21 protein-coding genes are annotated in these 25156 nt (G+C 57.7%); 1 reads left to right on the plus strand and 20 read right to left on the minus strand.

Going from position 1 to position 25156, the window contains the following annotated elements; translation table 11 throughout:
- Positions 1-90 precede the first annotated feature (90 nt).
- Positions 91-732 carry a TetR/AcrR family transcriptional regulator gene (locus E0E20_RS00745; RefSeq protein ID WP_130836161.1) on the plus strand — a complete coding sequence of 214 codons (642 nt, stop codon included), beginning with the start codon at positions 91-93 and terminating at the stop codon, positions 730-732.
- A 3-nt stretch (positions 733-735) separates the two neighbouring features.
- Here the strand turns inward: E0E20_RS00745 and E0E20_RS00750 are convergent, their stop codons facing one another.
- The 20 genes from E0E20_RS00750 to E0E20_RS00845 all read right to left on the minus strand — a co-directional run bounded on the left by E0E20_RS00750 (position 736) and on the right by E0E20_RS00845 (position 25156).
- Positions 736-1491 carry a TVP38/TMEM64 family protein gene (locus tag E0E20_RS00750; protein ID WP_130836162.1) on the minus strand — a complete coding sequence of 252 codons (756 nt, stop codon included), beginning with the start codon at positions 1489-1491 and terminating at the stop codon, positions 736-738.
- 44 nt (positions 1492-1535) lie between these two features.
- Positions 1536-2276: a type 1 glutamine amidotransferase gene (locus E0E20_RS00755; RefSeq protein ID WP_130836163.1), complete on the minus strand. Its 741-nt coding sequence runs from the start codon at positions 2274-2276 to the stop codon at positions 1536-1538.
- 66 nt (positions 2277-2342) lie between these two features.
- Positions 2343-3719: a Mur ligase family protein gene (locus E0E20_RS00760; RefSeq protein WP_130836164.1), complete on the minus strand. Its 1377-nt coding sequence runs from the start codon at positions 3717-3719 to the stop codon at positions 2343-2345.
- Positions 3720-3849: 130 nt separating this feature from the next.
- Positions 3850-5253, minus strand: coding sequence for a beta-N-acetylhexosaminidase (locus tag E0E20_RS00765; RefSeq protein WP_130836165.1), 1404 nt, complete (start codon positions 5251-5253; stop codon positions 3850-3852).
- A gap of 69 nt (positions 5254-5322) precedes the next feature.
- Positions 5323-8436 carry a glycoside hydrolase family 2 TIM barrel-domain containing protein gene (locus tag E0E20_RS00770; protein ID WP_130836166.1) on the minus strand — a complete coding sequence of 1038 codons (3114 nt, stop codon included), beginning with the start codon at positions 8434-8436 and terminating at the stop codon, positions 5323-5325.
- A gap of 55 nt (positions 8437-8491) precedes the next feature.
- Positions 8492-9301 carry a carbohydrate ABC transporter permease gene (locus E0E20_RS00775; protein ID WP_330508632.1) on the minus strand — a complete coding sequence of 270 codons (810 nt, stop codon included), beginning with the start codon at positions 9299-9301 and terminating at the stop codon, positions 8492-8494.
- Positions 9294-10178: a carbohydrate ABC transporter permease gene (locus E0E20_RS00780; protein WP_130836167.1), complete on the minus strand. Its 885-nt coding sequence runs from the start codon at positions 10176-10178 to the stop codon at positions 9294-9296. The genes E0E20_RS00775 and E0E20_RS00780 overlap by 8 nt, the downstream gene beginning before the upstream one ends.
- 102 nt (positions 10179-10280) lie before the next feature.
- Positions 10281-11657, minus strand: coding sequence for an ABC transporter substrate-binding protein (locus tag E0E20_RS00785; RefSeq protein WP_130836168.1), 1377 nt, complete (start codon positions 11655-11657; stop codon positions 10281-10283).
- A 214-nt stretch (positions 11658-11871) separates the two neighbouring features.
- Positions 11872-13305 (minus strand): extracellular solute-binding protein, encoded by a 1434-nt coding sequence (locus E0E20_RS00790; RefSeq protein WP_130836169.1) that lies wholly within the window; start codon positions 13303-13305, stop codon positions 11872-11874.
- 85 nt (positions 13306-13390) lie between these two features.
- A complete protein-coding gene (locus E0E20_RS00795) occupies positions 13391-14257 on the minus strand; it encodes a carbohydrate ABC transporter permease (protein WP_130836170.1) in 867 nt (288 codons plus the stop codon).
- The gene (locus tag E0E20_RS00800; protein WP_130836171.1) at positions 14257-15174 is read right to left on the minus strand and encodes a carbohydrate ABC transporter permease; all 918 of its coding nucleotides are present in this window, start codon (positions 15172-15174) and stop codon (positions 14257-14259) included. The genes E0E20_RS00795 and E0E20_RS00800 overlap by 1 nt, the downstream gene beginning before the upstream one ends.
- Before the next feature lie 312 nt (positions 15175-15486).
- The gene (locus E0E20_RS00805; RefSeq protein WP_130836172.1) at positions 15487-16179 is read right to left on the minus strand and encodes a ferredoxin--NADP reductase; all 693 of its coding nucleotides are present in this window, start codon (positions 16177-16179) and stop codon (positions 15487-15489) included.
- A gap of 19 nt (positions 16180-16198) precedes the next feature.
- The gene (locus E0E20_RS00810; protein ID WP_130836173.1) at positions 16199-17077 is read right to left on the minus strand and encodes an ROK family protein; all 879 of its coding nucleotides are present in this window, start codon (positions 17075-17077) and stop codon (positions 16199-16201) included.
- Between the two features lie 95 nt (positions 17078-17172).
- The gene (locus E0E20_RS00815; RefSeq protein ID WP_130836174.1) at positions 17173-18357 is read right to left on the minus strand and encodes a lactonase family protein; all 1185 of its coding nucleotides are present in this window, start codon (positions 18355-18357) and stop codon (positions 17173-17175) included.
- Between the two features lie 122 nt (positions 18358-18479).
- Positions 18480-19034 (minus strand): prolyl-tRNA synthetase associated domain-containing protein, encoded by a 555-nt coding sequence (locus E0E20_RS00820; protein ID WP_130836175.1) that lies wholly within the window; start codon positions 19032-19034, stop codon positions 18480-18482.
- Between the two features lie 48 nt (positions 19035-19082).
- A complete protein-coding gene (locus E0E20_RS00825; RefSeq protein WP_130836176.1) occupies positions 19083-19385 on the minus strand; it encodes a Dabb family protein in 303 nt (100 codons plus the stop codon).
- A 14-nt stretch (positions 19386-19399) separates the two neighbouring features.
- Complete coding sequence (locus tag E0E20_RS00830; protein WP_130836177.1) at positions 19400-21262, minus strand: diguanylate cyclase domain-containing protein; 1863 nt, start codon at positions 21260-21262, stop codon at positions 19400-19402.
- Between the two features lie 334 nt (positions 21263-21596).
- On the minus strand, positions 21597-21989 hold the full coding sequence (locus E0E20_RS00835; RefSeq protein WP_130836178.1) for a pyridoxamine 5'-phosphate oxidase family protein: 393 nt from the start codon (positions 21987-21989) through the stop codon (positions 21597-21599).
- Positions 21990-22017: 28 nt separating this feature from the next.
- A complete protein-coding gene (locus E0E20_RS00840) occupies positions 22018-23757 on the minus strand; it encodes a GGDEF domain-containing phosphodiesterase (protein WP_165443918.1) in 1740 nt (579 codons plus the stop codon).
- A gap of 220 nt (positions 23758-23977) precedes the next feature.
- Positions 23978-25156: a serine hydrolase domain-containing protein gene (locus E0E20_RS00845; protein WP_130836180.1), complete on the minus strand. Its 1179-nt coding sequence runs from the start codon at positions 25154-25156 to the stop codon at positions 23978-23980.

Genomic DNA, 25156 nt, shown 5'->3' on the forward strand with positions numbered 1-25156 from the left:
AGACTTGCCTCCCCTCTGTTTTGCACCTATAATCAGGGAAAAAGAACGCGCCGCCGATCACCGCACGGCTGCGTCAGAACGGGGACTCCTATGGCGATCAGACTGAGCGGAAAGGCCGAACAGAATAAAAAAGCAAAAAAAGACGCCCTCCTCAACGCAGCGTTTGAGCTGTTTACGAGGCAGGGCATCAACAAGACCTCCATCTCCGATATTTCATCCCGGGCAAAGGTCGCAAAGGGGACATTCTATCTCTATTTTTCGGACAAATATGATCTCCGGAACTTTCTCATCGCACACAAGGCCGGCCAGATTTTCCGCACCGCCAAGGAGCACATGCTGAAAGCGCGGGCCCTGCCGGGAGGAGCGGCGGCCTCTGTGGAGGACCGTATCGTCTTTCTCGCCTCCGACATCATCGACCAGTTTTCCGCCGATCCCTCGCTGATGCGCTTCATCTCCAAAAACTTAAGCTGGGGCATCTTCAAGCATGAGCTGGCGGTGTCCTCCGATCCGGAGGCCGTCGATTTCCGCGCCGTGTTCGAGGACGCCTTTGAGCAGTCCGAAGTGAGCTACGCCGACCCCGAGGTCATGATCTTCATGATCATCGAGCTGATCAGCTCCACCAGCTACAGCGCCATTCTCTATCAGGAGCCGATGGACATTCATGAATTAAAGCCCTATCTCCTGCGCGCCGTGCGCGATATCGTACGCGGTCATCAGCAAGACGGCATCTGACCGTCACACTTCTTGCCGCGCTTCCGGCTTTTCTCTCTCCTTTTTCTCGAGTCTTTCAAGAATCCGGTCCCTCTTCACGAGCACCAGCGCAATCACAGCGAGCTGAATCGCTATTGCCGCCACGCCGTACGCATATTTTCCCTCAAGAAGGAAGCGTCCTGTCAGACAGGACGACAGGATCGGAAGAAAGCAGCCCGCCGCCACCGCCTCGGCAAACTGCGCGAAATGGATTCTCGACTCGGCCGCCAGATAAGGCACGAAGCCGTTGGGCACGCCGGGAACCAGACAGGCAATCATGATGACGAAGCCCGGCTGCGTGGAATTCAGCCTGTCCATGAGCCATGCTGCCCGGCGTCCGGAACGGAAGCGCCCGGGCGTGCGGCCATGCATGCGTCTTGCGAAGAAAAACACTGCCATATTGGCAGACCAGTAGCCGGAAAAGCAGATGAGGAAGCCCTCGAGCCAGCCATAGATGGCGCCCGCCGCAATCTGGATCGGCGTTCCCGGAAAGAATATGCTCACTACCTGAAAAAAGGCCAGCACAAAAACGCTGAGCATGCCCGTCCATTTTCCCTCCGCCTCAAGATAGGCGGCGATCCGCTCGCTGTCCCCGTGCCGGAGCAGCGGGATCAGCTCCGGAAGCAGCTTCCCGAACGCATGCCAGAGGAGCCACGCCGCCGCAAAAAGTCCCGCTGTAACGGCGACCGCCCGCAGGAGGCCGCGTATTTTTCCTGTGTGCACCGCGCCGTTCTCTCTCATATTTCACCATCTATTCTCTTTCATATATCGCCGTTTATTCTCTTTCATATGTCGCCGTTCATAATTTTTGCGAGGACCGAGTCGTGCGCCAGCCTCTCAAAGCGGTCATCCAAAGGCTCCAGCTCCGCCCGCCCGTATTTTCTCTCCAGCGCGCTGGAAAGAATCGCATCGCACAACTCCGGATTCTTCGGCAGCACCGGGCCGTGGCTGTACGTCCCGAAGACGTTCCGGCTCCGGCATCCCTCCGTGCCGTCCTCTCCGTTATTTCCGCAGCCTTTCAGCACCGTCCCCAGCGGCCTTACCCCCTCACCGAGATACGTCCGTCCGCTGTGATTCTCAAAGCCCACAACGACGCTGCCGCCCGACTCTTCGCTCAGACGGAACGCGTAGTTGTCGATCATGCGCCGATCCGCTCCCACGGTATGAAAATTCACCGCGCCGAGAAAATCACAGCGCACCCCCTCGCGAGTCTCATAGTAGTGTCCCATCATCTGGTAGCCGCCGCAGATCGCAAGAAAGGTCTTCCCGTCCTCCACTGCCGCGCGGATCTCCTGTCCCTTTCCGGAGGCGAGGTCCGCGAGCAGCACCTCCTGCTCGAAGTCCTGCCCGCCGCCGATGAAAAAGAGATCGAAGCGGTCAAGCGCCGTCCTCTCCCCGATCCGCAGAGGCGTCGTCGTGACCCCGATGCCGCGCCGGCGAAGCCGCTCCTCCATGCAGAGAATATTCCCCCGGTCACCGTATAAATTCAGCACCTCCGGATAGAGGTGACATAATCTGAGTTCCATCCATTCCTCCCGCCGGCCCGCTTACGAAGCACCCCGCAAAGACATTTCCTCTTCTGCGGCCGGCGACTATTTCTCCCAGAACGCTTTCGCACCGGTCGCCTCGCTGAGCACGGCACGGAGTGAAAGCATGGCCGTGTAATTCGGCATCACAAAAACGGGGCGCTGACTCTCCCGCATCATGGCGAGGAGCTTTACGTTGTCTTTTTCGAGAACAATCCTTTCTTCCGGTACGCCTGCGTATTTCAGACGAAGCTGCATATCCTCCGCCCGGTCGCCGGAAACATAGACCTGCCGAAGCCGCGGATCCGCCGCAAAGCGCTCGTACTCCGCATCCCATATCCATGAGATATCATGTCCGTCCGCCGTCCGGTCATTGAGGCACAGCACCAGCGTGTAGTCCTCCGGAAGTCCTGTAAGAAAGCCGATGGTCTGCGTGCAGCCCGCCGGATTCTTCACAAGGATCATCTGCACCGGTTCCTTTCCCGGATAAAAGGTCTCCATGCGCCCGAAGCTGCTGTGCACGCCGGAAAGAGCCCCGATCGCCGCAGGTGCGCTCTCCCCCAGAGCCAGGCAGGCTGCCACTGCGGCCGCCGCATTATATACGTTGTAAATCGCGGGGAGAGGGATGCGCGCGGGATAGTTCTGTCCCCCGACCGAAATGCAGAATTCTGTCCCGGAGGCGTCCATGCGGCTTACTGAGCGCACAGATACCTCGGGCGGTCTGCGGCGGTAACCGCATGACGGACAGTAGAAATCGCCGAGATGCGCATAGGTATAAAAATGATAGCGATACGGCGCTCCGCAGCAAATACAGTGCGCCGCATCCGAGACGGCGCGGGGCTCCTGCCCTCCGAACGGCATATCCAGTCCGAAGTACACGACCCGGTTCGGCACATCCAGAGCCAGCGACGAGACAAGGGAATCCCCGGAATTAAGACAGAGCGTGCTCTCCGGAACGCTCTCCACGCCGCGCCTGATCTGCTCCAGCGTGTGCATGACCTCGCCGTAGCGGTCCAGCTGATCCCGGAACAGGTTGGTGACGACAATGACTCTCGGACGGATGAGCGGCACAACCTGCTTGAGGGCGCCCTCGTCGCACTCGATGACGGCAAAGCGCTTCCCCGGTCTCCCCCGCCAGTCCGCCGCACAGCAGAACTCCGCCGTCACGCCGGAGAGAAGATTCGCGCCGGATTTATTCGCGAGCACATCCTTCCCCGCTGCTGCGAGCGCCGTTTCAATCATATTCGAGGTCGTTGTTTTGCCGTTGGTGCCGGTGACGACCGCGATCTCCATTCCGCGGGCCGTCTCCGCCAAAATATTTTTCTGAAACTTCATGGCAGCCTTGCCCGGAAGCGCCGTTCCGCCGCCGCGCTTCGTAATGCGGAGCAGCGAGCGGACGAGCTTGCAGGAGGCCACAGCCAAAACTGTCTGCAATTTTTTCACAAATCAACCTCATAAAAGGATGCGGCGCCCTGACAGGCAGAGCGCCGCATCCATCAGAACTATCGTTTATCATAACAGTAAAACGCACGATTCGCAATTTCGGCCGCAGCAGAGCTTCTCCCCTGCCGCTTCATCCATGCGCCGCCAGCCCCGGGTCACCCGCACTGCGGGGATACCGCCTGCGGGAAAGTGCGGTACAGCCCTCATACCGCGCAAAGAAACTGTCATTATCCCGCGAGCTCTCCAGCGTCCACGCCGTCTCCGCAAGCGCCGGCAGGCTCGGATAGAGCAGCTGTCCCGCCGTTTCCAGATCAGGGATGTTCTCCGTCCAGAGCAGCCCTTCCAGTCCCTTAACCTGCTTCGCCTGTTCTTCATTCAGAAAATCCGGAACCGGGCCGCGCCTCAGAACCTCCCACGCATCGAAGTCACCATGGGGTCGGTTCAAATGACAAAACGATATATCGGAATTGATGATCTCTCCGCCCCGACCGGCAAATTCGGCAAGCTCCTCCTGCCCGCCGGAGCACAGCTGAACGATGAACTGCTTCGGTGAAAACGCACCGCCCCGAAGCGCCTCATTCCAGATCACGGGCCGCATGCCCCGCGCACGGAGACAGGCGCCGACACGCCCCACATACCAGCTCTGCAGCGCATCCTCATCGAAAAGTCCCAGCTCCGCCATCCTCTGGCGGCAGTACGGGCACGCGCGCCACTGACTCTTTATTTCTGCATTTCCGCCAATATGAATTTCCTTCGCCGAAAAAAGCTCCGTGATCTCGTCGAGAACATCCATGAGAAAATCAAAGCATTCCTCTCTCCCGGCGCAGATCAGGTTCTCAAAGATGCCCCCTCCTGCCGCAACCGGGATCGAAAAACCTGTACAGCCGAGCTCTGGGTAAGCCGCAACAGCTGCGGTCGCGTGCCCCGGGATCCCGATCCCGGGGATGACCGCAACATTTCTCTCCGCGGCGAAACGCAGGAGCCGGCGTATCTGCGTCTTTGTGTAGAAGCCCCGGTATTCTGTATCCCCGGCTCCTCCCGTCCCTGTCTCTCCGTTTCCCCGGGAGGATTCCCCTCCGCTCCGCACCGATCCGATCTCATGGAGGCGCGGATATCTTCTGCTCTCTATGCGCCAGCCCTGATCATCCGCAAGATGCCAGTGGAAGCGGTTCAGCTTGAAAAAGGCCGCCGCGTCGATCAGCGTCATGACATCCGGCTCGGAAAAAAAGTGGCGCACACTGTCCAGCATGAAGCCCCGTTGCGGAAACCGCGGTGCATCCTCGATCCGGATACAGGGAATTTCGCCCGGAAACTGCACGCGGAGCTGCTCCAGCGTCCGCTCCGCATAGAAAAGACCGGGAGCCTCTCCCCGCATGACGATCTTCGACGGGGACAGCTCCAGAAAATAGGCCTCTGCGCCTCCGGGGAGAGATACGTTCTCCCGGTATATCCGCGCATCCGGGGAGCAGCTCCCCGTGCCGGCAAATACCACCCGCACCGGCTTCGGAACCAGGTTCAGCGTAATATCTCTCATGATAAATCTCCATGACGGAACAATCCGGGAGCTGCGAACCAACTTCCGCCCCGCAGCCCCCTTTTCTGCTCAGATTCCGCGGAACATGAACGCAAAGTGCAGAGCCTGTCCCGCAGGCAGCAGATACTCCTCATGCGTCCGCGCCCCCCAGCTGTCGTCGCCGGCAATTCCCATCTGCATCATGGCACAGCGGACAACCGTGTGAAACACCCGCGGCAGCTCATAGGAATGGTGCGCCTCCTCAAGCTGCTCCGGCGTGTAGGGAATCGCGGAAAATTCCATACTGTCTCCCGCAAAAAACATTCCCCTCCCTCGGCGATCCGTCACCTTCGCCCAGCGGACGCCGGTACGGTTTCCTGTCTCCTGAGGGACGAGATAGGGCTCCATGTTCTCCTGAGCCGTGCGGGTGAAAATGCCAAGCCTCGCACCGTGGTTCCGGTCACAGTAATTTTCTTCCGGTCCAAGACCATACCACGTCACGCGATCATAATCCGCATTGAGACGGAACTGAAAGCCGAATGACGGCATCGGAGGAAGCCCAGGTGCCGGCTCGCAGTCTATCGAAACCCGCACCGCGCCGTCGCCGGTCACCCGATAGGTGATGTAGGCGACACTCCGGGGCGCGCTCTCCAGAAACACACGGAACGCAACGTCCACATAGCTGTCCGTTTGCACAAGCTTCGGATAGTCTCCGTACTTCAGATATTTTTCAAACTCACCTGCATACTCTGCCGGGACCGGACCCTGATAGAGGCTCGCCAGCTTCCACACACCGTACCTGGCCGCCATGCGGTTGCCTGCATCATTGTCTGTCGGCGCCCGCCAGAAATCCGGCCTCGGGACAAACTCGATCAGTTCCCTCCCGCCATAGCGGTAGGAAACGATGCCGTTCTGATTTCTGCCAAAAAGCACGGAGAAGTTTTCTCCCCGGACACCGATGTTCAGAACGCCGTTCACAACCGTAAGAGAGCCGCCGTCTCCTGCCTCCTGCACGCCGGAATAGCAGCTCTCTCTCTCCGGGGTTTCCCGCAGCACCTCCGCCAAGGCCTCCTCTGCTCCGGTTCCCACCGTGTAGACTCCCTGTCCGAACGCCAGCTCATAGCCGGCCTCTGCCCACGGCGTGCTCTCCCGCAGGCGAAACGAAACCGTCACCGCATATTCCCCATCTGCGGTCTGCACCGGGAACGGCAGCGGATAGCTCTCCTCCGAGAGCGGCGGAACATGCGTCGCAAGCGGTGCGCGGCGGATCACCCGCCCGTTTCGTTCCAGCGTCGCAACGCAGTCAAAGCGATCGGTGCCGACAAAGAGATTCTTGTTAATGATACGCACGGAGCTGTTTTCAACCTCAGCGCATATGCTCTGATAATTGAATTTCACCTCCTGCATCTTGGCATAGGGACGCCTCTGCGAATTCACGATGCCGTTCCCCGAGAAGTTATAATCGGTCGGCCGCTCTCCGCAGTCCCCGCCGTATGCCTGGAACTCCTCTCCGTAGCGGTTCCTGCGCCGTACCGCCTGATCAATAAAATCCCAGATGAAGCCGCCCTGATAGCGGGGCTCCCGTTCCTCCAGCTCGATATATCTGTGCATCGCGCCGTTCGAATTCCCCATGGAGTGCGTGTACTCACAGAGTATCAGGGGACGATCGGTGTGCTCGCGCAGAAACGCTTCGATCTTCGGAACCGGCGTATACATTTGGGAATACATATCGGACATCTCAGGATGGCGGGGATCATGGTCAATCCCCTCGTTGTGCACAAGACGATCCGGATCCTGTTCCCGGAAAAAATCCGCCATCGCCGAAATGACGGTTCCTCCGTAGGATTCATTGCCGCAGGACCAAATTACGATGGCCGGGTGGTTCTTATCCCTCTGGTAACAGGAATTGACACGGTCAAGCAGCATATCCATATATTCCGGCCGGTCCCCGGGGACGATCTCCGCCTCCGTGATTCGCCCCCGCATCATCGCATCCCAGGAACCGTGGCTCTCCATGTTGCTCTCCGCAATCATATAGAGGCCGTATTCGTCGCAGAGCCTGTAGATCATCGAAGCGTCCGGATAATGACAGGTGCGCACTGCGTTGATATTATTGCGCTTCATCGTGATAATGTCCGAGATCACGTCCTCCCGCACCACCGCACGTCCACGGTCGCAGGAAAACTCATGCCGGTTCACGCCGCGGAATACAATTCTCTTTCCATTGATGCACATGAGACCGTTCTTCATTTCAAAGCGGCGGAAGCCGACCTTTTCCCGGATCACTTCGGTCTGCGCACCTCCGCTGTCGCTGATGGCAAGCGTCAGCTCATAGAGATACGGCTCCTCGGCACTCCAGCGAAACGGTTCTTTCACCTCCAGGGCAATGCGCGTCTCCGTGCTCCCCTCCGCGACGACCGTTCCCTCCGCATCGCGCAGCGTGTAAGCGCATTTCCCGGGGCGGTTTCCGTAATCAAGCGTCACCTCAAGCCTGCCGTCACGGTAATGTTCATCCAGAAGCGCCCGGATACGCAGATCATAGACGTCCGCCGCCGGCCTCGTGAACAGGTAGACCTCACGGAAAATGCCGGAAAAGCGATAAAAATCCTGATCCTCCAGCCAGCTCGACGCCGTCCATTTGAACACCCGGACGGCGAGCTTGTTTCTCCCGGTCCGGATGTAGGACGTCAGGTCAAATTCGGAGGGCGTGAAGCTGTCCTCGCTGTAGCCGACATACTCTCCGTTCAGCCAGAGAGCAAAGCCGCTCTCCACCCCCTGAAACGAAATGAATACGGGCCCGCTGCCGAAGCTCTCCGGAACCTCGAAATACCGGACATAGCTGCCGACCGGATTGAAGCGCTCCGGAATCTGTCCCGGCACGATGTCCTCGCTCCCGTCCCACGGATACTGAACGTTGATATAGGCCGGGACATCGTAGCCCTCCATCTGCATGTGAGCGGGCACACGGATGCTGTCCCAGCCGCTGCAGTCAAAACTGTCTTTCTCAAAGCCCCGGATCGCAGACACCGGGTTCGGCGCGTAGGAAAACCGCCAAAGACCGTTCAGCGAATACCGGAAGCTCCCTTCTTTCCCCTCGCCTTCCCCAGGCAGAAGCGCCTCATGGTCCGAATGGGCCGGCAGAACATTCTGCTTATAGACCCGCGGATCTCTCACTATGTTGAAATCAAAAGTCTGCTTTATCATGTTCAAATCCATACTCCCCGCCGCGCTCTTCGCGGCATCTGCGCCTGCCCGGGCGTCAGCCCTTTACCGCGCCCATGATTCCGTTTGTGAAGCTCTTCTGCAGTCCGAAGAAAATAATCGCCGTCGGGAGTGTGCAGATCAGAACTCCGAGCATCAGCATACCATAATCCACAGTATACCCTCCCAGCAGGTTTGCCACCAGCATCGGCATCGTAGTCGAATTGTTATCCTGAAAAATTACCTTCGGCCACATATAGCTGTTCCACGAGTTCATAAACGTGACCGTGACGGCCGCTCCGTAGGTCGCCTTCATTGTCGGCACGAACATGCGCAGAAAGATCCCTGTCTCCGAGAGCCCGTCCACGCGGGACGCCTCGATGATCTCCACCGGAAAGCTCCGCGCCGCCTGCCGGAACATCATGATGAGGAACGGCGTCGCTACGGAGGGAAGCACGAAGGCCATGTAGCGGTTGACCATGTGCCAGCCCGAGAACATGCGGAACAGAGGAATCATAATCGCCACAAAGGGGAGCATCATCGCGAGAAGAAGCACCGAAAACAGAGCGTCCTTTGCCCGATCATGATAAATCTCAAAGCCATAGCCCGCGACAGAGCAGACCGCCATGGCGAGAAAGGTCTGCACGATGGCATTGCGGAACGAATTGATCAACGCCCGGAAGAGATCCTGCTGCAACAGAATCGAGCGGAAGTTTTCCGCGAGATACAGACCGGGAAGCATGCGCCCCCTGACGACGTCAAGACTGTTGTTCGTGGCCGACGACGCCATCCAGTAAAGCGGAAAAACACAGACCGCCGAAATGACGATCAGAAACAGATATACCGCTGCTTTTTGCCCCTTAGTCACGCTTATCACCCACTTTCATCTGAATAAACGACAGGACGGCAATCATCACCAGAATCACGACCGACACCGCCGCCGCATAGCTGAAATTCGGACTCTGTACAAAGGAGGTGTTGTAAATATAGTGCGACATGGTCATGGTTTCCCGGCCCGGGCCGCCGTTTGTCAGGTTCACCGACTCGTCGAAAAGCTGAAGCGTCCCGCTGATGGACATGATCGCCGTCATGAGTATCGTCGGCCGCAGAAGAGGCACCGTAATATGGCGGAACGAGGCGAACACCGAGGCTCCGTCGATCTTGGCCGACTCATAGAGCGCATAGTCGATGCTCTGCATCCCCGCAAGGTAAAAAACCATGTTGTAGCCGGTCCAGCGCCAGACGAGCGCAATGATGATCACGGCCCGGGCCGCCGTGCCGCTTTGAAACCAGCCCACCGGCGCCATGCCGACGCCGCGGAGCATCGTGTTCACAAAGCCGTCGTTGGCGAACATCGAGCGAAAAATCATCGAGTAGGAGACCAGCGAGGTCGCGCAGGGAAGAAAAATCATCGTGCGGAACAGACCGCGGAAGCGCAGACTCCGGTTGTTCAGAACAGACGCCAGTATCAGCGCCAGCAGCAGCATGATCGGAACCTGAATGATAAGATAGACGAACGTATTTCTCATCGTCTGAAAGAACACCCGATCCTTGAGTATCCGTGTATAGTTTGCAAAGCCGTTCCAGCTCAGATTCTGCCCTACGCCCCTGTGGAGCGACAGAATGAACGCCTGCAGCATCGGGTAAAAGCTGAACAGGAAGATAAACGCCGTCGCCGGGATCACAAAAAACCAGCCGGTCAGCAGCTTCTTTTTCTGTAAGGTAAGACCCTTTTTCCGATTCATGGAACCTCCGCTTTCCAAAACAGGAGCCCAGCGCTGCGCGCCTGCGCGCGCAGATAAGCTCCTGTCCCCATGATCTGTGTCGTTTTTGCGGACAGCCGGTTCTCAGCCGCCCATATTGAACTCTACGGTATCCTGCGCCGTCTGCAGCTCGGCCTCGAGATCCGCGCCGCTCTGGATCACATTGGAGAGGGCCACGCCGACCGCGTCGCGGGCGTCGTAGTAATATGCCCCGGTGATGTTGGACGGAACCTTTCCCGCAAAGTCGATGATCTTGCTGTAAATCGCATCGCCGCCGAAGAAGTCCTGCGGCTTGCTGTAAACATCCGAATCGCCCGCCGGCAGATAGGTCGCGATAGCGCCGGAGGAGGGAAGGATAGCCTCATAGAACTCTACGTTGGAGCCGAACGTTCCGTTAAGGAAATCGATCGCCAGCTCCTTATTTTTCGTCGCCGTGCAGACAGCCCACGAGGAGCCGCCGTTGTTGGAGTAATTGACCGCTCCGGTCACTCCGTCCAGGCGCGGCATATTGGTGATTGCCCACTTTCCGGACTGATCCGTCGCCGCCGTGATGGAGCCGATGATCCAGCAGCCGTTCACAACGCCGGATACCGTCCCGTTCTGTATGGAAGCGATATACTGATCCCAGTCCGTCACCTCCACGAGGACGCCCGCCTCCACCATCTGGCGATAGTAGTCCAGCGCTTTCAGAAGCTGTTCGTTGCCCACGATATTGACCGTTCCGTCCTCCTTGAAGAGAGACGCCCCGCAGGACTGCAGCATCTCCATAATAAGATCGGGCGAGCCGGACTGCGAGGTAATCAGCGGGTTGCCGGTCGCCTCCTTGACCTTTTTGCCGAGCTCAATATACTGATCCCATGTGATATCGGTGAAATCGTCGACACTCAGCCCGGCCTGCTCCAGATAATCCGTCCGGTACGCCGCGATGACCGCGCCGTTGTCAAAGGGCACGCCGTAATTCTTTCCGTCCTTTGTGGAGTAAGCGCGCTTGCCCTCTCCGAATTTGGAGAAATCGATGCCGGAATCCGTGAGGTCCGTGAAAACCTCCGGGAAGTTCGTCATGTACTTCTGATAGGAGTTGTCCTGCATGAGGAAAATATCCGGCAGCGTGGAGAGATCGCCCGAGGAGGCCGCCGTCGTGATCTTCGTCTCGATATCGTCCGAGAGCACCTCGACCACATTCAGCTTGAAGTCCGGGTGATCTTTCTGATAGAACTTCTCCGCCTCTTTCATCGCATAGATATTAAACGCAGGATCCCACGTCCACACCGTCAGGGAATTGGCGTCCGCGCTGGCGCCCGCCGTCTCCTCCGCCACGCTCTCCTCTGTCTCCGCGGCCGCAGTGTCTTCCGGTGCGGCGGATGCCGGCGCCGTTCCTCCTGCTCCGGCACTGCCGCAGCCTGCAAGCGCCGATGCCGCCATCACGCCCGCCAGAACGGCCGCTGCTATTTTTCTGTTCATCGCTGTCCTCCTTGAAAATGTTTTGTTCATTTCCGTTCCCTGGAGCGTCATGTTGTTCCGGCTATTTTTTATATTTTAGCTGCTTTTTCGCTCCGCTTTTTATGAACTATGTATATTTTATATCACATGGAAAGCGAAAAAGCTTGCATTTATGAACATATTATGATTATTTTCAACCATATATTAACTGCCTGCGATAATACCGCCTGCTCCGTCACCGATCCGCCAGCGCGGCTTTCATTGCCGCATCCTCCTCTTCTCCGATCTGCTTTCCGTCCTTCTCCAGACCGAACAGCTCCGTCATGCAGTGTTTGTGCACCTCCGTGACCGAAGCCGGCAGATACTGATCGTACCAGAGCTGAACATTCGATGCGTTGAAGAAAACATCCGCAAACGTCTTCATATTGGGATCGTCCACCTGATCCGCAAAGCCTTCTATGGACGGGATGGTGGCATTTTCCATCTGCTTTTTATTGTAGATGTCATCATTGTAATACTGTGTCGCAAGAACATAGCAGGCCTCAAGCTTCTCCTGGTCCACGGAGCCGTCAGATTTCCAGCAGTTGAAAGAAAAACCGTTTCCGATCGCCGTTCCCACCTCGACATTCTGCGGAACGCCCTTTGCTTCCGCCTCGGCATCCTTCGGGAAAGGCATGACGCCGATGTTCGCCTCATACCACTCCTTGTTATCGGTCGCAATGGATCTGCACTGCCACGACCCCTGCAGCATCATGGCGCAGGTATTGTCATACAGAAGCTGTCTGTCCTGTCCGTCGTCCGTGCTCAGGCTGTTGACGCCGTCCGGAAAGTACCCCTTTTTCACCCAGTCCTGAATCTTATCGGACGCCCAGATAAACGCCTCAGAGGTAAAGCTCCCCCCGTTTTCCTGCATATAGGCCGCATTGAACTCATCATTGCCGGAATGACGCGCCACCAGATACATATAGTACATAGAACCGGTCCACTGCGAAGCATTTGCCAGAGAAAACGGCGTGTAGCCGGCGTCTTTCAGTGTCTGGCAGACCTTCTCCAGCTCATCTATGGTCTCCGGCGCCTTATCGATTCCGACATTCTCGAAAATTGTTTTGTTGTAGAAAATTCCGCAGCCCGAGAGCCCTCCATACGGGATGGCGAGGAGCTTTCCGTCATAAGACGCCTGCGCCGCGGCGGCATCGATAAACGCGGGATGGTCGTACGTGTTATACAGCTCCGTCAAATCGTTGACAAAGCCGGATCGATAATACTCCGCCATCGGTCCGCCGCCCCAGTGCATGTACATATCCGGCGCCTGCCCGGAGGACATGGCGACAACCAGCTGCTGCTTGTAGTTGTCGTTCTGCATGTGCGTCTGCTCGACGGTGATGTTCGGATAATCCTTCATAAAGCGCTGCACGGCGTCCTCCTGAATGTCCTTCGTAGGAGATTCCGTCGCGATATCCCAGAGCTTGATGGTCAGCGGCGCTTCCGTAAGCCTGGGGAGATTCTTTCCGTCCGTCGCTTTCCCGGATGTCTCTGCGGTTTCCGCGCCCGCCTCCGCCGGAGCGGCCTCCCCGCTCCCGCCGGAACCCGTTCCGGACGCTCCGCAGCCCGCCAGCAGGGCTCCGGCAGTCACAACAGCAAGAACAGCAGACAACAATCTTTTTTTCATAGCTTCCTTTCCGCCCACCGTTCCTGGGCAGGCACTGCGGGAAGAACACCGCGGACCGCAGCGTCTCCGACCGCTGTTATATGGTTTACCCCTTGACCGCCCCGGCCATCATCCCCTTGACCAGCTTGTCCTGAAAGATGATGAAAAGGATGATCATCGGCAGCGCCGAGAGCGTCAGAACCGCCAGAATCAGAGGAATATCCAGAGAATGCTCTCCCTTGAACTGGCCGAGCGCCAGAGGAAGCGTCTTATTGCCAGGAGACTGAATCAGCGTGTTGGCAAAGGCAAATTCATTCCACATGGACACACCGTTGTAAATAGCCAGCGTGGAAAGCCCCGATTTCGACAGTGGCAGAATGATCTTTGAAAAATTCTGATACCGGTTGCAGCCGTCGATCTGGGCCGATTCCTCCAGCTCTCTCGGAATGGTCATCATAAAAGCGGTCAGAATGAACACCGCCATGGGGAGCGCAAAGGTGACGTATGGGCCGATCAGCGCTCCCAGCGTGTCGTAGAGTCCGACATCCGTAGTCATCTTGAAAATCGGAATCAGCGTCACATGCATCGGCACCGACATCATCGCCACAATGCCGGCATAAATCAACGGCCGGAGCCGGAACTGCATCCGCGACAGCGGGTAGGCCGCCATCGAGGCGATCGCAAGCATCAGCAGCAGAGATACCGCCACCACAATGACGCTTCGCAGAAAATATCCGAAGAAGCCATTCCGGATCACCTCGGTATAATTGGTAAAAATCCACGGCTCCGGCAGATGAAACACTCCCTGGGAGAGCATGTCAAACTGCTTCCGGAAAGAATTCAGCACCATGAATACGAACGGCGAAAGCGTCAGAATCACCTGCAGAAAGGCAAAGAAAAACGCGATTCCCCAGCCGATCCGCAGCCTGCCCTTATGCCCTTTCTGCTCCTTGTCTCTTTCTCTGCCGGCCATCAGTAATCCCCTTTCCACGTGAAAATTTTCTGGAACAGCAGCGCTATGGCTGTGATCAGAATGAACATTCCGGCCGCCGCGCACGAGCCGTAGCCCATGTTGAACTGCTGAAAGGAGAGCTTATACATGTAGGTGGCCATAAGCTCCGTCCCATTGACCGGTCCTCCCTGCGTCATGTTCCAGATGAGGTCGAAGTATTTCAGTGAGCCGATCAGGGACATGGTGCAGGCCGTCCTGAAAATCGGTGCAAGCAGTGGTATGGCGACTCTCCGGACATACTGCCCTCTGGTCGCGCCGTCGATGACCGCCGCCTCATAGAGACTGACGTCAATATTCCCGTAACCCGCGATGAAGTACACCATATAGAATGGAGTGAACTGCCACGCCATGACCGCAATGATCGTCAGCAGAGCGTTGGGATTCTGCCCGAGAAGATCGACATTCGTCCTCGTCCCCTTAAAGAGCGTCGCCAGCGACGAAATGATCCCGCCGTTTGTGGCAAGCGCGTAGGTGAACAGGAATGCGATGGCCACCGAGCTCATGAGATTCGGAAGAAACCAGATGATCTTGAAGATGTTCAGCTTTCTCCCGCCCGCGTCCAGAAAGGTGGCCAGCAGCATGCCGATCGGAATCTGAATCAGAATCGAGAATGCCATCACGATGAGGTTGTGCAGAAACGACTTCCAGAACAGTGCATCCCGGATGAGGCTCTTCCAGTTCTGCAGCCCGATGAAAATCCTGTCAGAGGAAATGCCATTCCATTTATACAGGCTGATGTCAAAGGTCTCGATCACCGGATAAATGATGAATATGGCAATCAGCAGAAGCGCCGGCGCCAGGAAAAACGCCGCCGCGCCCGCCGTGCTCCTTGCCCTTTCCCTTGCAAGGCCTCCTGTTCCCGTTCTCTCTCCCGACACACAGACCTCCTCTCCCGACTCCCCGTCTGCGCCGCGTTTCCTGTACTCTTCGACTTTTTCTGTTTTCCATCAATATGCTGAGCAGAAAGGGTATGCATATAAATCATATTATGCAAATTTTTATTCTGTGTCAATTCAAAGCCATAAACACTTCACAATTCATCTGTTTCATTTCAACCTGTTTTAATCATTTTTCACAAAATCCGCCGCTTCGGCCCCTCGGCAGCGCGCCTCCCAGCCCCCTTGCGGCACGCAAAAAACCGGCAGAGACACATCTCTGCCGGCCCCGGTTCTCCATCCGCCTGCCGCGGCTCAATATCCCATGAAGTTGTCCGTGAGAAGATTTTCCTTTTCTATCCCCAGCTCTCCGAGAAGCTTTGTAAAAAAGCTGTTCATTCCGGGAGACCCGGCGATCAGATACTCCGCCGCATTTCCATGCTCCGCGGCATACGTTTTCACACGGTTCGTAAATTCATCCTGATCCGAGAACAGGCGGATTTCCAGTCCCGGCATTTTCCGCTCCGTCTCTTTCCAGAAATCTCCGTAGACATATTCGCCCCGGTTATCGGAATAAAAAACGGAAACCAGATGCTCCCCTGCCCCCTGCTCCGAATAATGACGGAGCAGCGAGCGCGCCGGCGTGATTCCGATGCCTCCCGCCACGATCAGCGAGCGCTCTTTCTCAAAATGCAGGTCAAAATCGCCGAGCGCCGGAGCCACAAGCAGAACATCCCCGGGCGCAAGACCGCGGAGGAGCTGCTCCTTGTAGCTCGAATGCGGCTCCGCAATCCTCGTCGTGAACATGAGACAGCCGTCCTCCGGCGCAGACGCGATCGTGAATACCCTGCTGTCCCGGTCGCCCTCCGCCACCTCGCGGTCCGTCAGGCGAAACAGCGCATGCTGCCCGGCTTTCCATGAAAACCCGTCCGGGATCTCCATGACAAAGCTGTAGGAGTCACTGTTCTCCTGAATCTTCCGCGTGAACCTTGCTTCAAAAAAATTCATATCTCCTCCCTGTCCCACGTTACCGCGCTTTCCGCACCGCCAGTTCCCCAAGGCGGAGCGCCCCCATGATTCCCTGATTGTCACAGAGCGAGGCGGGGACGATATAGCTGTCCATATCCTCCAGCTCCGGTGTCTGAAGATAGCCGTTTATCAGACGATGCACCTTCTTGCGGATCATGGGGAAAAGCTGCTCCTGATGCATGACGCCGCCGCCCAGAATGATGCGCTGCGGAGAAAGAAGCATGATGACGCTCACCAGAGCCTGCGCGATATAATCGCTCTCCAGCTCCCATACCTCCGGACGGTCCTTCAGTTCCACCGCCTTTTTACCCCAGCGCTTCTCAATCGACGGCCCTGAGCAGAGTCCCTCGAAGCAGTTCGGATGGAAAGGGCACACGCTCCCGCTCGGATCCTTTTTTGAGACACGGAGCAGAATATGCCCGGCCTCCGGATGCAGCATCCCGTGCAGAAGCTTTCCTCCTGCAAAAATCCCCGCGCCGACGCCGGTGCCGATGGTGTAATACACCACGCAGTCCAGTCCCTTGGCCGCGCCGTAGGTGACCTCTCCGAGACACGAGCCGTTGACGTCCGTATCAAGTCCGATCGGAACCCGAAGCGCATCGCGGAACGCCCTCAGCACATCGCAGCCCTGCCATGCCAGCTTGGGCGTATTGAGAATCTTCCCGTAATTCGCCGACCCCTCGACCACATCAACCGGGCCGAACATGGCGATCCCCAGCGCCTCGATATTCCTTGCGCGGAAATATTCCATCATCGGAGGAATCGTCTCATCCGGAGTCGTCGTGGGAATCGAAATCTGTTCCTCAATACGTCCTGTCTCATCGCCAACGGCGCAGACCATCTTTGTCCCGCCGCCCTCCAATGCACCGATTCTCATAGCGCCTCTCCTCCTTCTTGCATCACAGCAAACACAGGACGCCCCTGGCGTTCCCGTATCCATCATAAAATATACCCCCTGTTTTCGCAATCCTGTCATGCAAAGGCAAAGCAGACAACCGCGCCGGCCGCCGTCTCGTGATTCATCGTGAGCATGCCGCTCTCCTCATCTCTGCGGAAGATCACAATGTTATCGCTGTCCTGATTCGCGGCAAGAAGCCACTGCCCCGAGGGAGAAAGAGCAAAGCCCCGGGGATTTTTTCCGCCGCTCAAAATCCACTGTACCGGCCGCAGCACCGCTCCGCCGCCCTCCTCGTTCACACAGAAGACCCCGATGGTATTGTCGCCCCGGTTCCCGACATACAGAAAGCGGCCGTCCTCCGAGAGCTCGATCCCGCCGAGCCCGCCCCGCGAGGGCGACTTCGGCGCCACCGACGGCAGCTCATCGACATAGCGCAGACCATATTCCGCATAGCGCTTGTCGATCCTCTCGATTTCAAGAACCGCGATACGGTTCGAAAGCTCTTCGGTCACATACAGATAGCGCCTGCCAAACGCAATGCTGCGGGGACCGGATCCGCGCTCAAACCACGCGTCTGAGCAAAGTCCCTCAGCCCGACGCGTCTTGAGGAACTGTCCCCGGTCGATATTCCCGTCCGCCCTGAGGCGCAGCACCTCCGTCCGGTCCTTTCCGAGATCGTTGACAAAAAGCCAGTCCCGGTAAACGGCGGCGCAGTGAATGTGCGGCTTCTCCTGACGCAGCTCGTCCCGTCCCGCCCCGCGCCGGTCAGCCTCCGTAAAGCGCCGGCGCAGCGTATGGACGCTCTCCGGATCCAGACGTCCGTCCGCATCATAGGAGAGTACGGACAGACTGCCGCCCTGATCATCCCCGTTGTAATTGGCGATATAGACATGACCGCTTCCGTCCCGCCCGGAACGTACGCTCAGATGACAAGGGGCTGCGCCCCCGGTCGGCGCCCCGCCGATGCGCCAGAGACTCCCGTCCGCGCCATCAATGTGCCAGCTCCACACCGCTCCTCCATCCCGCTCTCTGCCGTCGAAGCGCACACGGTCCAGCTCCGCAGCGGCAAACAGCGTGCGGCCGTCCTCACTGAGCGCGAGCCATGACGCATTCTGCGCCTCCGGATAGCTCCGCCTTTTTGCAAGAATCCCGGTCTCCTCATGAAAGTCCCAGAGAACGATGCCGTCTCCCCGCCCGATCTGAACCGTCCCGTCTCCCATCAGGACAGGAGCGTTGTAGCTTCCTGTATACAAACGCATATTTTTACCTCAGTACCAAAAGCCCGGACTACCGGAAATGCTCCGGCATGATGACATTCATGAAAATCCCGCTCCGGCTGCGAAATCTCCGCCGCGGTCTTCCTGCAAAATACGACCGCCCCTCACTTCCCGGCGAGGTCCACAACAAGCATCCTATGTCCCGCCGCGGCAAGAATCGGGCCGAAAACATCCCGGGTCCTGATTTTCAGACTGGAGGTGTTGACACAGGGATGGCAGCCGATGAACTCCTCCCCAAGAAGCTCCCGGTCCACTAGAAGCTGCACCTGCCCTTCTGCATCATTCATCAGGCCGAGTACACTCGCCGAGCCCGGGGCGCAGCCCGTCATCTCCTCCATCTCCTCCGGCGTTCCAAAAGAAAGGCGCGACGAACCGATCTGAGCGGACAGCTCCCTTGTCCTGAACGGCTTCTCACCCGGAAGCATCAGCAGATAAAAACTTGTGTGCTGCCGGTTGGCAAGAAACAGATTCTTGCAGACCGCCGCCTGCAGCACCGCGTCGATCCGGGCGCAATCCTCCATCGTATGGGCCTCGGCATCCGGGTGATCCGTCCGCCAGTAAGAAATTCCGAGAGCGTCCAGAAAATCATAGACACGAAGCTCCTTTTCCGCACGGCCCTCATTCGAAGCCGGTCTCCCGGCCATCAGCTCATAATCCATTTCTGTCAGAATCCCCTTTGCTTCGTGGTTTCCTCCGGAAGCTTCCGCTCAGCACTCATAATCCATGCACAGACGCGTCCGTGTGTACGGCCGCACCCGGCCGTCCGCGACCGCCACATGCTCCGGATGAACAGCGTAGGCCGCGAGTGCCGCCTCATTCTCCAATGTACTGTCCAGCAGGATATCCGCGTTGGATGAGGCAAGCCCCTCTGTCTGCACATGAACCGCAATGAGCCCCGGAACCTTGCCGATAAGACTCTCCAGCCCCTCCCGGATCCCTCTCTTTACGCTTTCCCGCTCGGCATCAGAAAGTTCCTCCTTAAGCTGCCACAAAATCATATGCTTTACCATATTCCGCCTCCTGATCAGCTCTTGCGCTGCTTTTTCACCTCATACATATCTCTGTCCGCCAGTACGATATAGTCTTCGAGAGGGCACTCCTCCTCAGGCTGCGTCACCGCAAGGCCTATACTGATCGGAATTCCTTTCGCCTCCAGCCGCTCCGTAACCTGTTCCCGGAAGCACTCCGCCCGCGCGCGGCTCTCGCAGGGAAAGACCGCGACAAATTCATCTCCCCCATAGCGGCAGACAAAGCCCCCCTCCGGGACCGCAGACTGGAACGTCTCCGCAATACTCTGCAGCAGACAATCCCCGTAGCCGTGTCCCCTCACATCATTAGCCTGCTTGAAATCATCTGCATCCGCAAAACAGATGGCGCACGAAATCCCCTCGCTCTGGAGCTTTGCAAAGGCAGGCAGAAGCTTTTCCGTAAAAGCGACCCGGTTGTACAGCCCCGTGAGCTGATCTCTGTCATAGGTTTCCTGCAGCTGCCGAATCACGCTGCGAAGCCTCGCGTCCCGGTAGCGATGCTCCGCAACCCGCGCAAAAAGCATCTGTACGCTGTAATAGAACGAACCGTCCGACAGAAAGCGTGGATTCAGCACGGCAAAAAAGCCGATCATGCGCGCGCCGATATGGAACGGCGAAAACATCCACGCATTGCCCGGCGCTTTCTCCCTTACAAGGCGGAAAAAATCCGCCGGCTCCATGGGTCCTGCCGGGCGGCCCGCCAGCAGACCGCCCGCCACAGTAATCTTCCGGCAGTCCCACTCCTCTCCGGCAAGCGCATCTTCCATTCCCGTGAGATACAGCCTCCTGTCGACCAGCGTAAAAATCGCGTCGCATGCAAAGCAGGAGAGCTGTCCGCTTCCCCAGCAAAGCGCCTCCTTGAGTGTCTTCTGCTGCTCCATGCCGTGTTCCAGAACCGCCAGATACTCATCGTTGTTCCGCCTGCCGATACCTCCCAGAATCTGATCCCGGATATGGCTGCGGTAATTGACCCGTCCCTCGTTCGGACAGCCACAGCTCTCCGAATACAGGACCTTTGAGAGTACAAAGGTCTTGTCCGGAATCTGCCCCCCGTCAAGGAGAGTGTTCAGAAGCCGGGCGGCGCGGCGGCCTATCCGCTCCCGCCCGAGCTGCACCGTTGTGATCTGCGGCTCGAAATACGCGGCCTTGTCCAGATCGTCAAAGCCTGTGACCCGAATATCCCGCGGCGTTTCGACTCCCGCGCGGGCCGCTGCCGTGATCACGCCGCAGGCCAGATTGTCATTGGTGCAGACGATGGCGTCCGGAAGCTCTTCGCCGTTTTTCTCGCTTCGTTCCAGCAGTGCTTTCATGGCATTTTCGCCGCTCCGGTAATCGAAATCTCCGTAAAGGATCGGGTTGCTCTCTGCGGAAAGCCCAAAAGCCCGCAGCGCATCGACGTATGCACGGACGCGCTCGGCATTTTCGAAATTGTCTTTTGCGCCTGCCGCACAGGCAAAGGTCCGGCAGCCGTGGACGCCGTGCAGATGCTTCATGAGCTCCCGCGTGGGTGTGTAGCCGTCGATTCCGACATAATAAAAGCCGTCGATCACAAGCCCGATGCTGATGACCGGAACGGAGAAGCTCCTTAGGTACGCGACGACCCTTTCCCTGCGCTCCGGATCAATGATGTTCGTCGCATCAAGAATAATCCCGTCCGGAGGCCATCTGCCCGCAAGCCGGAAAATGCCGTACTCTCCGTCGTTCCATTTCTGATCTGGGTACCAGTTGCCGTTGCAGCTGTAATGATACAGTTCCCAGTCCCGGCGCTCCTTCCGGATCCAGTCCAGCGCGCCATCAACCCACGCATATGTTGTATACTGATTCCATCCGTCCGCAATAAACGCTATCTTCTTGCCCATGGCCCGTTCTCCGCCGTCCCGTCTTGACCGGTAATCCCCCGAATTCTCCCCTCTTTTGCATATGCAAAACGGGAAGCCGCCTGACGCGCCTCCCTCGCTGTTTTTTCAGTGTAGCGTCTCTGACATTAAATTTCAACGCAGGATTTTCGCGTTTTAGCCCGACCGGTATGGCACCGTCACGCTCCGCAGCTCGATCCGCCGGTCGCTCCTGCCCCCGTCGTGAGGAATCTCAGCCGCGCTCTCACGGAGGGAACGGGTATCTTGAACCTTCGGAACACCGCATTTTAGCTCTGCGCGCCGGGAGAATATCGTCTCGTGGCAGAGACCGGTCCGGTCAGAACTGATGCCGCTCCGGCTCTTCCGTGAAGCTGCGGATCTCCGCTTTCGCGTTTTTCAGGAAAAATACGGCCGTGTTTCCATCGCCCGCCGCATACATGCGCTTCAGGGACGGGTTTGCCTCCAGCACGGCCTCCTGCGCTTCCATCCTTTCATCGGGCACCGCCTCTGCCGTAAGGCGGATCCAGCGCCCACCGGCCATTCCGGAAATCTCCACCTTGGGATTCGCCAGCATCTGCTTCGCCACAGGCTTTTTCAGGCCGGTATGGATGTACAGCCGGTCCTCGAAGATACAGACTGCACCGAACGGGCGCACACGGGGCTGATCTCCCTCCGCCGTGGCCAAATACCATACGCCTGCCTGCTTCAGAAATTCATACACTTTTTTCATCACAATCCTCCATGCGGAAGCACTTTTCTTACATAGCACTCCCCGGCATTTCACAGGGAAGCATCGGCTCCCCGCTCTTGATCTGAAACAACAGCTCGTCAAAATCCTTCGGCTCCGCATGAAGATAGCCCTGTACCCTGCCGCAGCCGATCTCCTCGAGAAAGCGCTGCTGCTCCTCCGTCTCCACGCCCTCCGCCAGCGTCTCGACACCAAGCTGATCCGCCGCCTTCACCACCGATTTCAGAATAACGCGGTTCGCGCCTCCATGCTCGTCCAGCTCCCGCATAAAGCGGATATCCAGCTTGATCAGATCGAATGTATATTGATGCAGAACATTCAGGGCGGAATAGCCGCTGCCGAAGTCGTCCACCCAGATCCGTATGCCGTGCTCCTGCAGCTCCCGAATCTGTTTCCGAAAACACTCTGTCGCCGCTGCCACATCCCGTTCCGTAATCTCCAGAATGAGGCACTCATGCTCGACGCCGTAGCGATCCAGTATTCCGAGAATCCGCTCCACCGCATTCTCCGTATCGAAATCCTGCGCAGACAAATTGACCGAAACCGGTATGAGGGCAAGCCCCGCCTCGCGGCGCACGGCAACCTGCCTTGCCACCTCCTCGAGCATGTACATATCAAGCCGGTGCACCAGATGGTATTTTTCCAGAATGGGGACAAATTCAGCGGGCGAAATAATTCCGCTCTCCGGATCAATCCAGCGGGCCAGCGCCTCAAAATTGCAGACCTTAGGCGCTTTTGTGCGGACGATGGCCTGATAAAACACCCTGATCCAACGATTTGCCAGCGCTTCCTCGAAGCGGTCCCGGATATAGCGCTGTCTCCAGTATGCATCCTCCAGTTTCGCAGAGTACAGGGCACAGCGCTTCTGCATATCGCTCCCGATACTCTTCATGGCGAAGCGGGCACGGTCGAGAGCGCGGATGCAGCCCGTCTCGTCCGCCTCGACCGGCGCGGCACCGGCCCGCAGCCTTGCCCCGTTTCCCAGGGCACGGCAGCGCACCTGCTGACAGGCGGCGGCAATCCTGCTTTCCACCTCTCCGATCCGGGTCGTCAGCACAGCAAAATGATCGTCGGCAATCCGGAACACTGCGCCGTCCGAAAACACGAGCTGCAGAATCTCCCCCACAAGAAAGAGAAGTTTGTCTCCCTCGGCAAAGCCGTACTGCTCATTGTAGCCCCGCATCCCGTCAATATCGAGATAGACGCAGACCGGCGGCCCGCCTTCCGCCCGGAGCCTTACGACCTCTTCCGCGGCGAATTTATGAAAAAAATTCAGATTCGGAAGCTCCGTGACCGGATCCCTATAATACGGATCCCTGCGGAACACGCTGCCGCTTTCCCTGAGAAAGCTCATCTGCTCCCGGATGCTCAGATTGATGAAAAGGAGCACCGTAAGACGGACCCCCTCTTCGGGAAAAAGACTCCGCCCAACGACATGCGTAAGACAGCAGGGACCGTCGCAGGAGCTGCGGCTCCGGTATACGACATCGCACTCACACTCGCCCGCCGTCAGAGCCTCTCCCACTCTGAGAACAAGGTTCAGGTCCTCCGGCTCAACATAGCGGAATACCCGGGTGAGGTTCTCCATTTCAATTTCTTCCCGGCGACATTTTTTCTCTCTGCAGTAGCCGTCCGATACCAGCAGCGTAACAGCCTCGCCGTCCACGCTCTGACAGATCACCAGAGGAATATGAAGACATTCATACGCTCTTCGGAATTCCGGTGAAAATTTGTAGATCTCATTGCTCATCCCTGACCTCATAACAGCAGCTCATCGCCTGTAAATATGAATATAAATATAAATGCTTCTGCCGGCCGGATAACTCGCCGGCAACAAAAATAAAACAGCACAATGATTCTGTATTGTCCCCCTCATTGTGCTGCCCTGTATATTTATACACTACTTCTTCCCTGATGCTCAACCCTCAATATGCAGAATGTGTGAGCCTGCGGCGGCATGTGCTTGTTTTTCATCCGCCGAATACAATATTCCGCAGTTTTCTTGTCAGCCCTCCGGTACCATAATCGACGCGCTGTATCATCATGAGCAGAACCGTGCGACTCTCCGGCGCGATCGTGAGATAAGCGCCAAGCCAGCCGTCCCAGCCGAATTCTCCTTTCTCTCCAAGCGTTCCGGCAAGAGACGGATCCCGGAGCACGCGGACAAAATTCCCGTAGGAATGTCCCTCGAGCCCCTGCCATTCGGAAAACGCCGCCTGCCGCGGCCCGTCGAGACCGGCGCTGCGGAAGAAGCGCACCGTGCCGGGACGCAGGATCTCGCAGGAAGCGCCCCTGCCCTCCGCGGCCAGCATCCGCGCAAAGGAGGCCATATCCTCTATGGTCGAAAACAGCCCGGCGCCGCCCGACTGAAACGGATTTTCCCCGCCGTCTCCCCGAATTGCGAGATTCTGTCCGGTATACAGCTCCGGCGCGGAGCCGTCCCCGAAGCAGGTATAGGCCGAGGCAAGGCGCGCTCTCTTTTCCTCCGGCACCGAAAACGCCGTATCTCTCATGCCCAGCGGATCAAACAGGCGCTTTTTCAAAAAATCCCCGTAGGGCATGTCCGCAACTTTTTCAATCACCGCGCCGAGAACATCGGTCGACGTTCCGTACTGCCAGCGGCTCCCCGGCTGAAAGGCGAGCGGAAGCTTCCCCATGCGGGCGGCAAATTCCTGTGTAGTCAATGCTCCCGGCGTCCCCAGCTTTCCGCACATCTCGTCAAAGAGTGCGGCGGAGCCCCACTCCGCCCGGTTCGCCTCGCCCGGATAGCAGAGCCCGGAGGTCATGCTCAGACAGTCCCTGAGATTCACCGGACGGTCCGCCTCTGTCAGGCGATCTCCCGCCTGTACTTTCTGTCCTCGGAACGCCGGGATGAATTTTTCGACCGGATCGTAGAGATCCACCCGCCCGTCCTGCGCCAGCAGCATCATCGCGGCGCCTGTCACAACCTTGCTCATGGAATACAGGCGGACAATCGTATCACGGGAAAACGGGATGTTCTTCTCGATGGAAGCCTTTCCCGCCTCCGCATAACAGAGCTCTTTGCCCTCCTGCAGGAGCAGAACGTTTCCGCCCGCAATCTCCGCCCGTCCGACAGCCGCCTCCAATGCGCCTTTCAGAAGCGCTTCCTGATCCTCATTCCAGTTCAT

It is taken from the genome of Lachnoclostridium sp. Marseille-P6806, from assembly GCF_900625025.1.
In the GTDB taxonomy this organism is placed as follows: Bacteria; Bacillota; Clostridia; order Lachnospirales; family Lachnospiraceae; genus CAG-791.

Bases quoted from the DNA above. Each gene is read 5' to 3' on its own strand.
- E0E20_RS00745 (WP_130836161.1), top strand. From the start codon at position 91: ATGGCGATCAGACTGAGCGGAAAGGCCGAACAGAATAAAAAAGCAAAA.
- E0E20_RS00750 (WP_130836162.1), bottom strand. From the start codon at position 1,491: ATGAGAGAGAACGGCGCGGTGCACACAGGAAAAATACGCGGCCTCCTG.
- E0E20_RS00755 (WP_130836163.1), bottom strand. From the start codon at position 2,276: ATGGAACTCAGATTATGTCACCTCTATCCGGAGGTGCTGAATTTATAC.
- E0E20_RS00765 (WP_130836165.1), bottom strand. From the start codon at position 5,253: ATGAGAGATATTACGCTGAACCTGGTTCCGAAGCCGGTGCGGGTGGTA.
- E0E20_RS00770 (WP_130836166.1), bottom strand. From the start codon at position 8,436: ATGATAAAGCAGACTTTTGATTTCAACATAGTGAGAGATCCGCGGGTC.
- E0E20_RS00780 (WP_130836167.1), bottom strand. From the start codon at position 10,178: ATGAATCGGAAAAAGGGTCTTACCTTACAGAAAAAGAAGCTGCTGACC.
- E0E20_RS00785 (WP_130836168.1), bottom strand. From the start codon at position 11,657: ATGAACAGAAAAATAGCAGCGGCCGTTCTGGCGGGCGTGATGGCGGCA.
- E0E20_RS00790 (WP_130836169.1), bottom strand. From the start codon at position 13,305: ATGAAAAAAAGATTGTTGTCTGCTGTTCTTGCTGTTGTGACTGCCGGA.
- E0E20_RS00795 (WP_130836170.1), bottom strand. From the start codon at position 14,257: ATGGCCGGCAGAGAAAGAGACAAGGAGCAGAAAGGGCATAAGGGCAGG.
- E0E20_RS00805 (WP_130836172.1), bottom strand. From the start codon at position 16,179: ATGAATTTTTTTGAAGCAAGGTTCACGCGGAAGATTCAGGAGAACAGT.
- E0E20_RS00810 (WP_130836173.1), bottom strand. From the start codon at position 17,077: ATGAGAATCGGTGCATTGGAGGGCGGCGGGACAAAGATGGTCTGCGCC.
- E0E20_RS00815 (WP_130836174.1), bottom strand. From the start codon at position 18,357: ATGCGTTTGTATACAGGAAGCTACAACGCTCCTGTCCTGATGGGAGAC.
- E0E20_RS00820 (WP_130836175.1), bottom strand. From the start codon at position 19,034: ATGGATTATGAGCTGATGGCCGGGAGACCGGCTTCGAATGAGGGCCGT.
- E0E20_RS00825 (WP_130836176.1), bottom strand. From the start codon at position 19,385: ATGGTAAAGCATATGATTTTGTGGCAGCTTAAGGAGGAACTTTCTGAT.
- E0E20_RS00830 (WP_130836177.1), bottom strand. From the start codon at position 21,262: ATGGGCAAGAAGATAGCGTTTATTGCGGACGGATGGAATCAGTATACA.
- E0E20_RS00835 (WP_130836178.1), bottom strand. From the start codon at position 21,989: ATGAAAAAAGTGTATGAATTTCTGAAGCAGGCAGGCGTATGGTATTTG.
- E0E20_RS00840 (WP_165443918.1), bottom strand. From the start codon at position 23,757: ATGAGCAATGAGATCTACAAATTTTCACCGGAATTCCGAAGAGCGTAT.
- E0E20_RS00845 (WP_130836180.1), bottom strand. From the start codon at position 25,156: ATGAACTGGAATGAGGATCAGGAAGCGCTTCTGAAAGGCGCATTGGAG.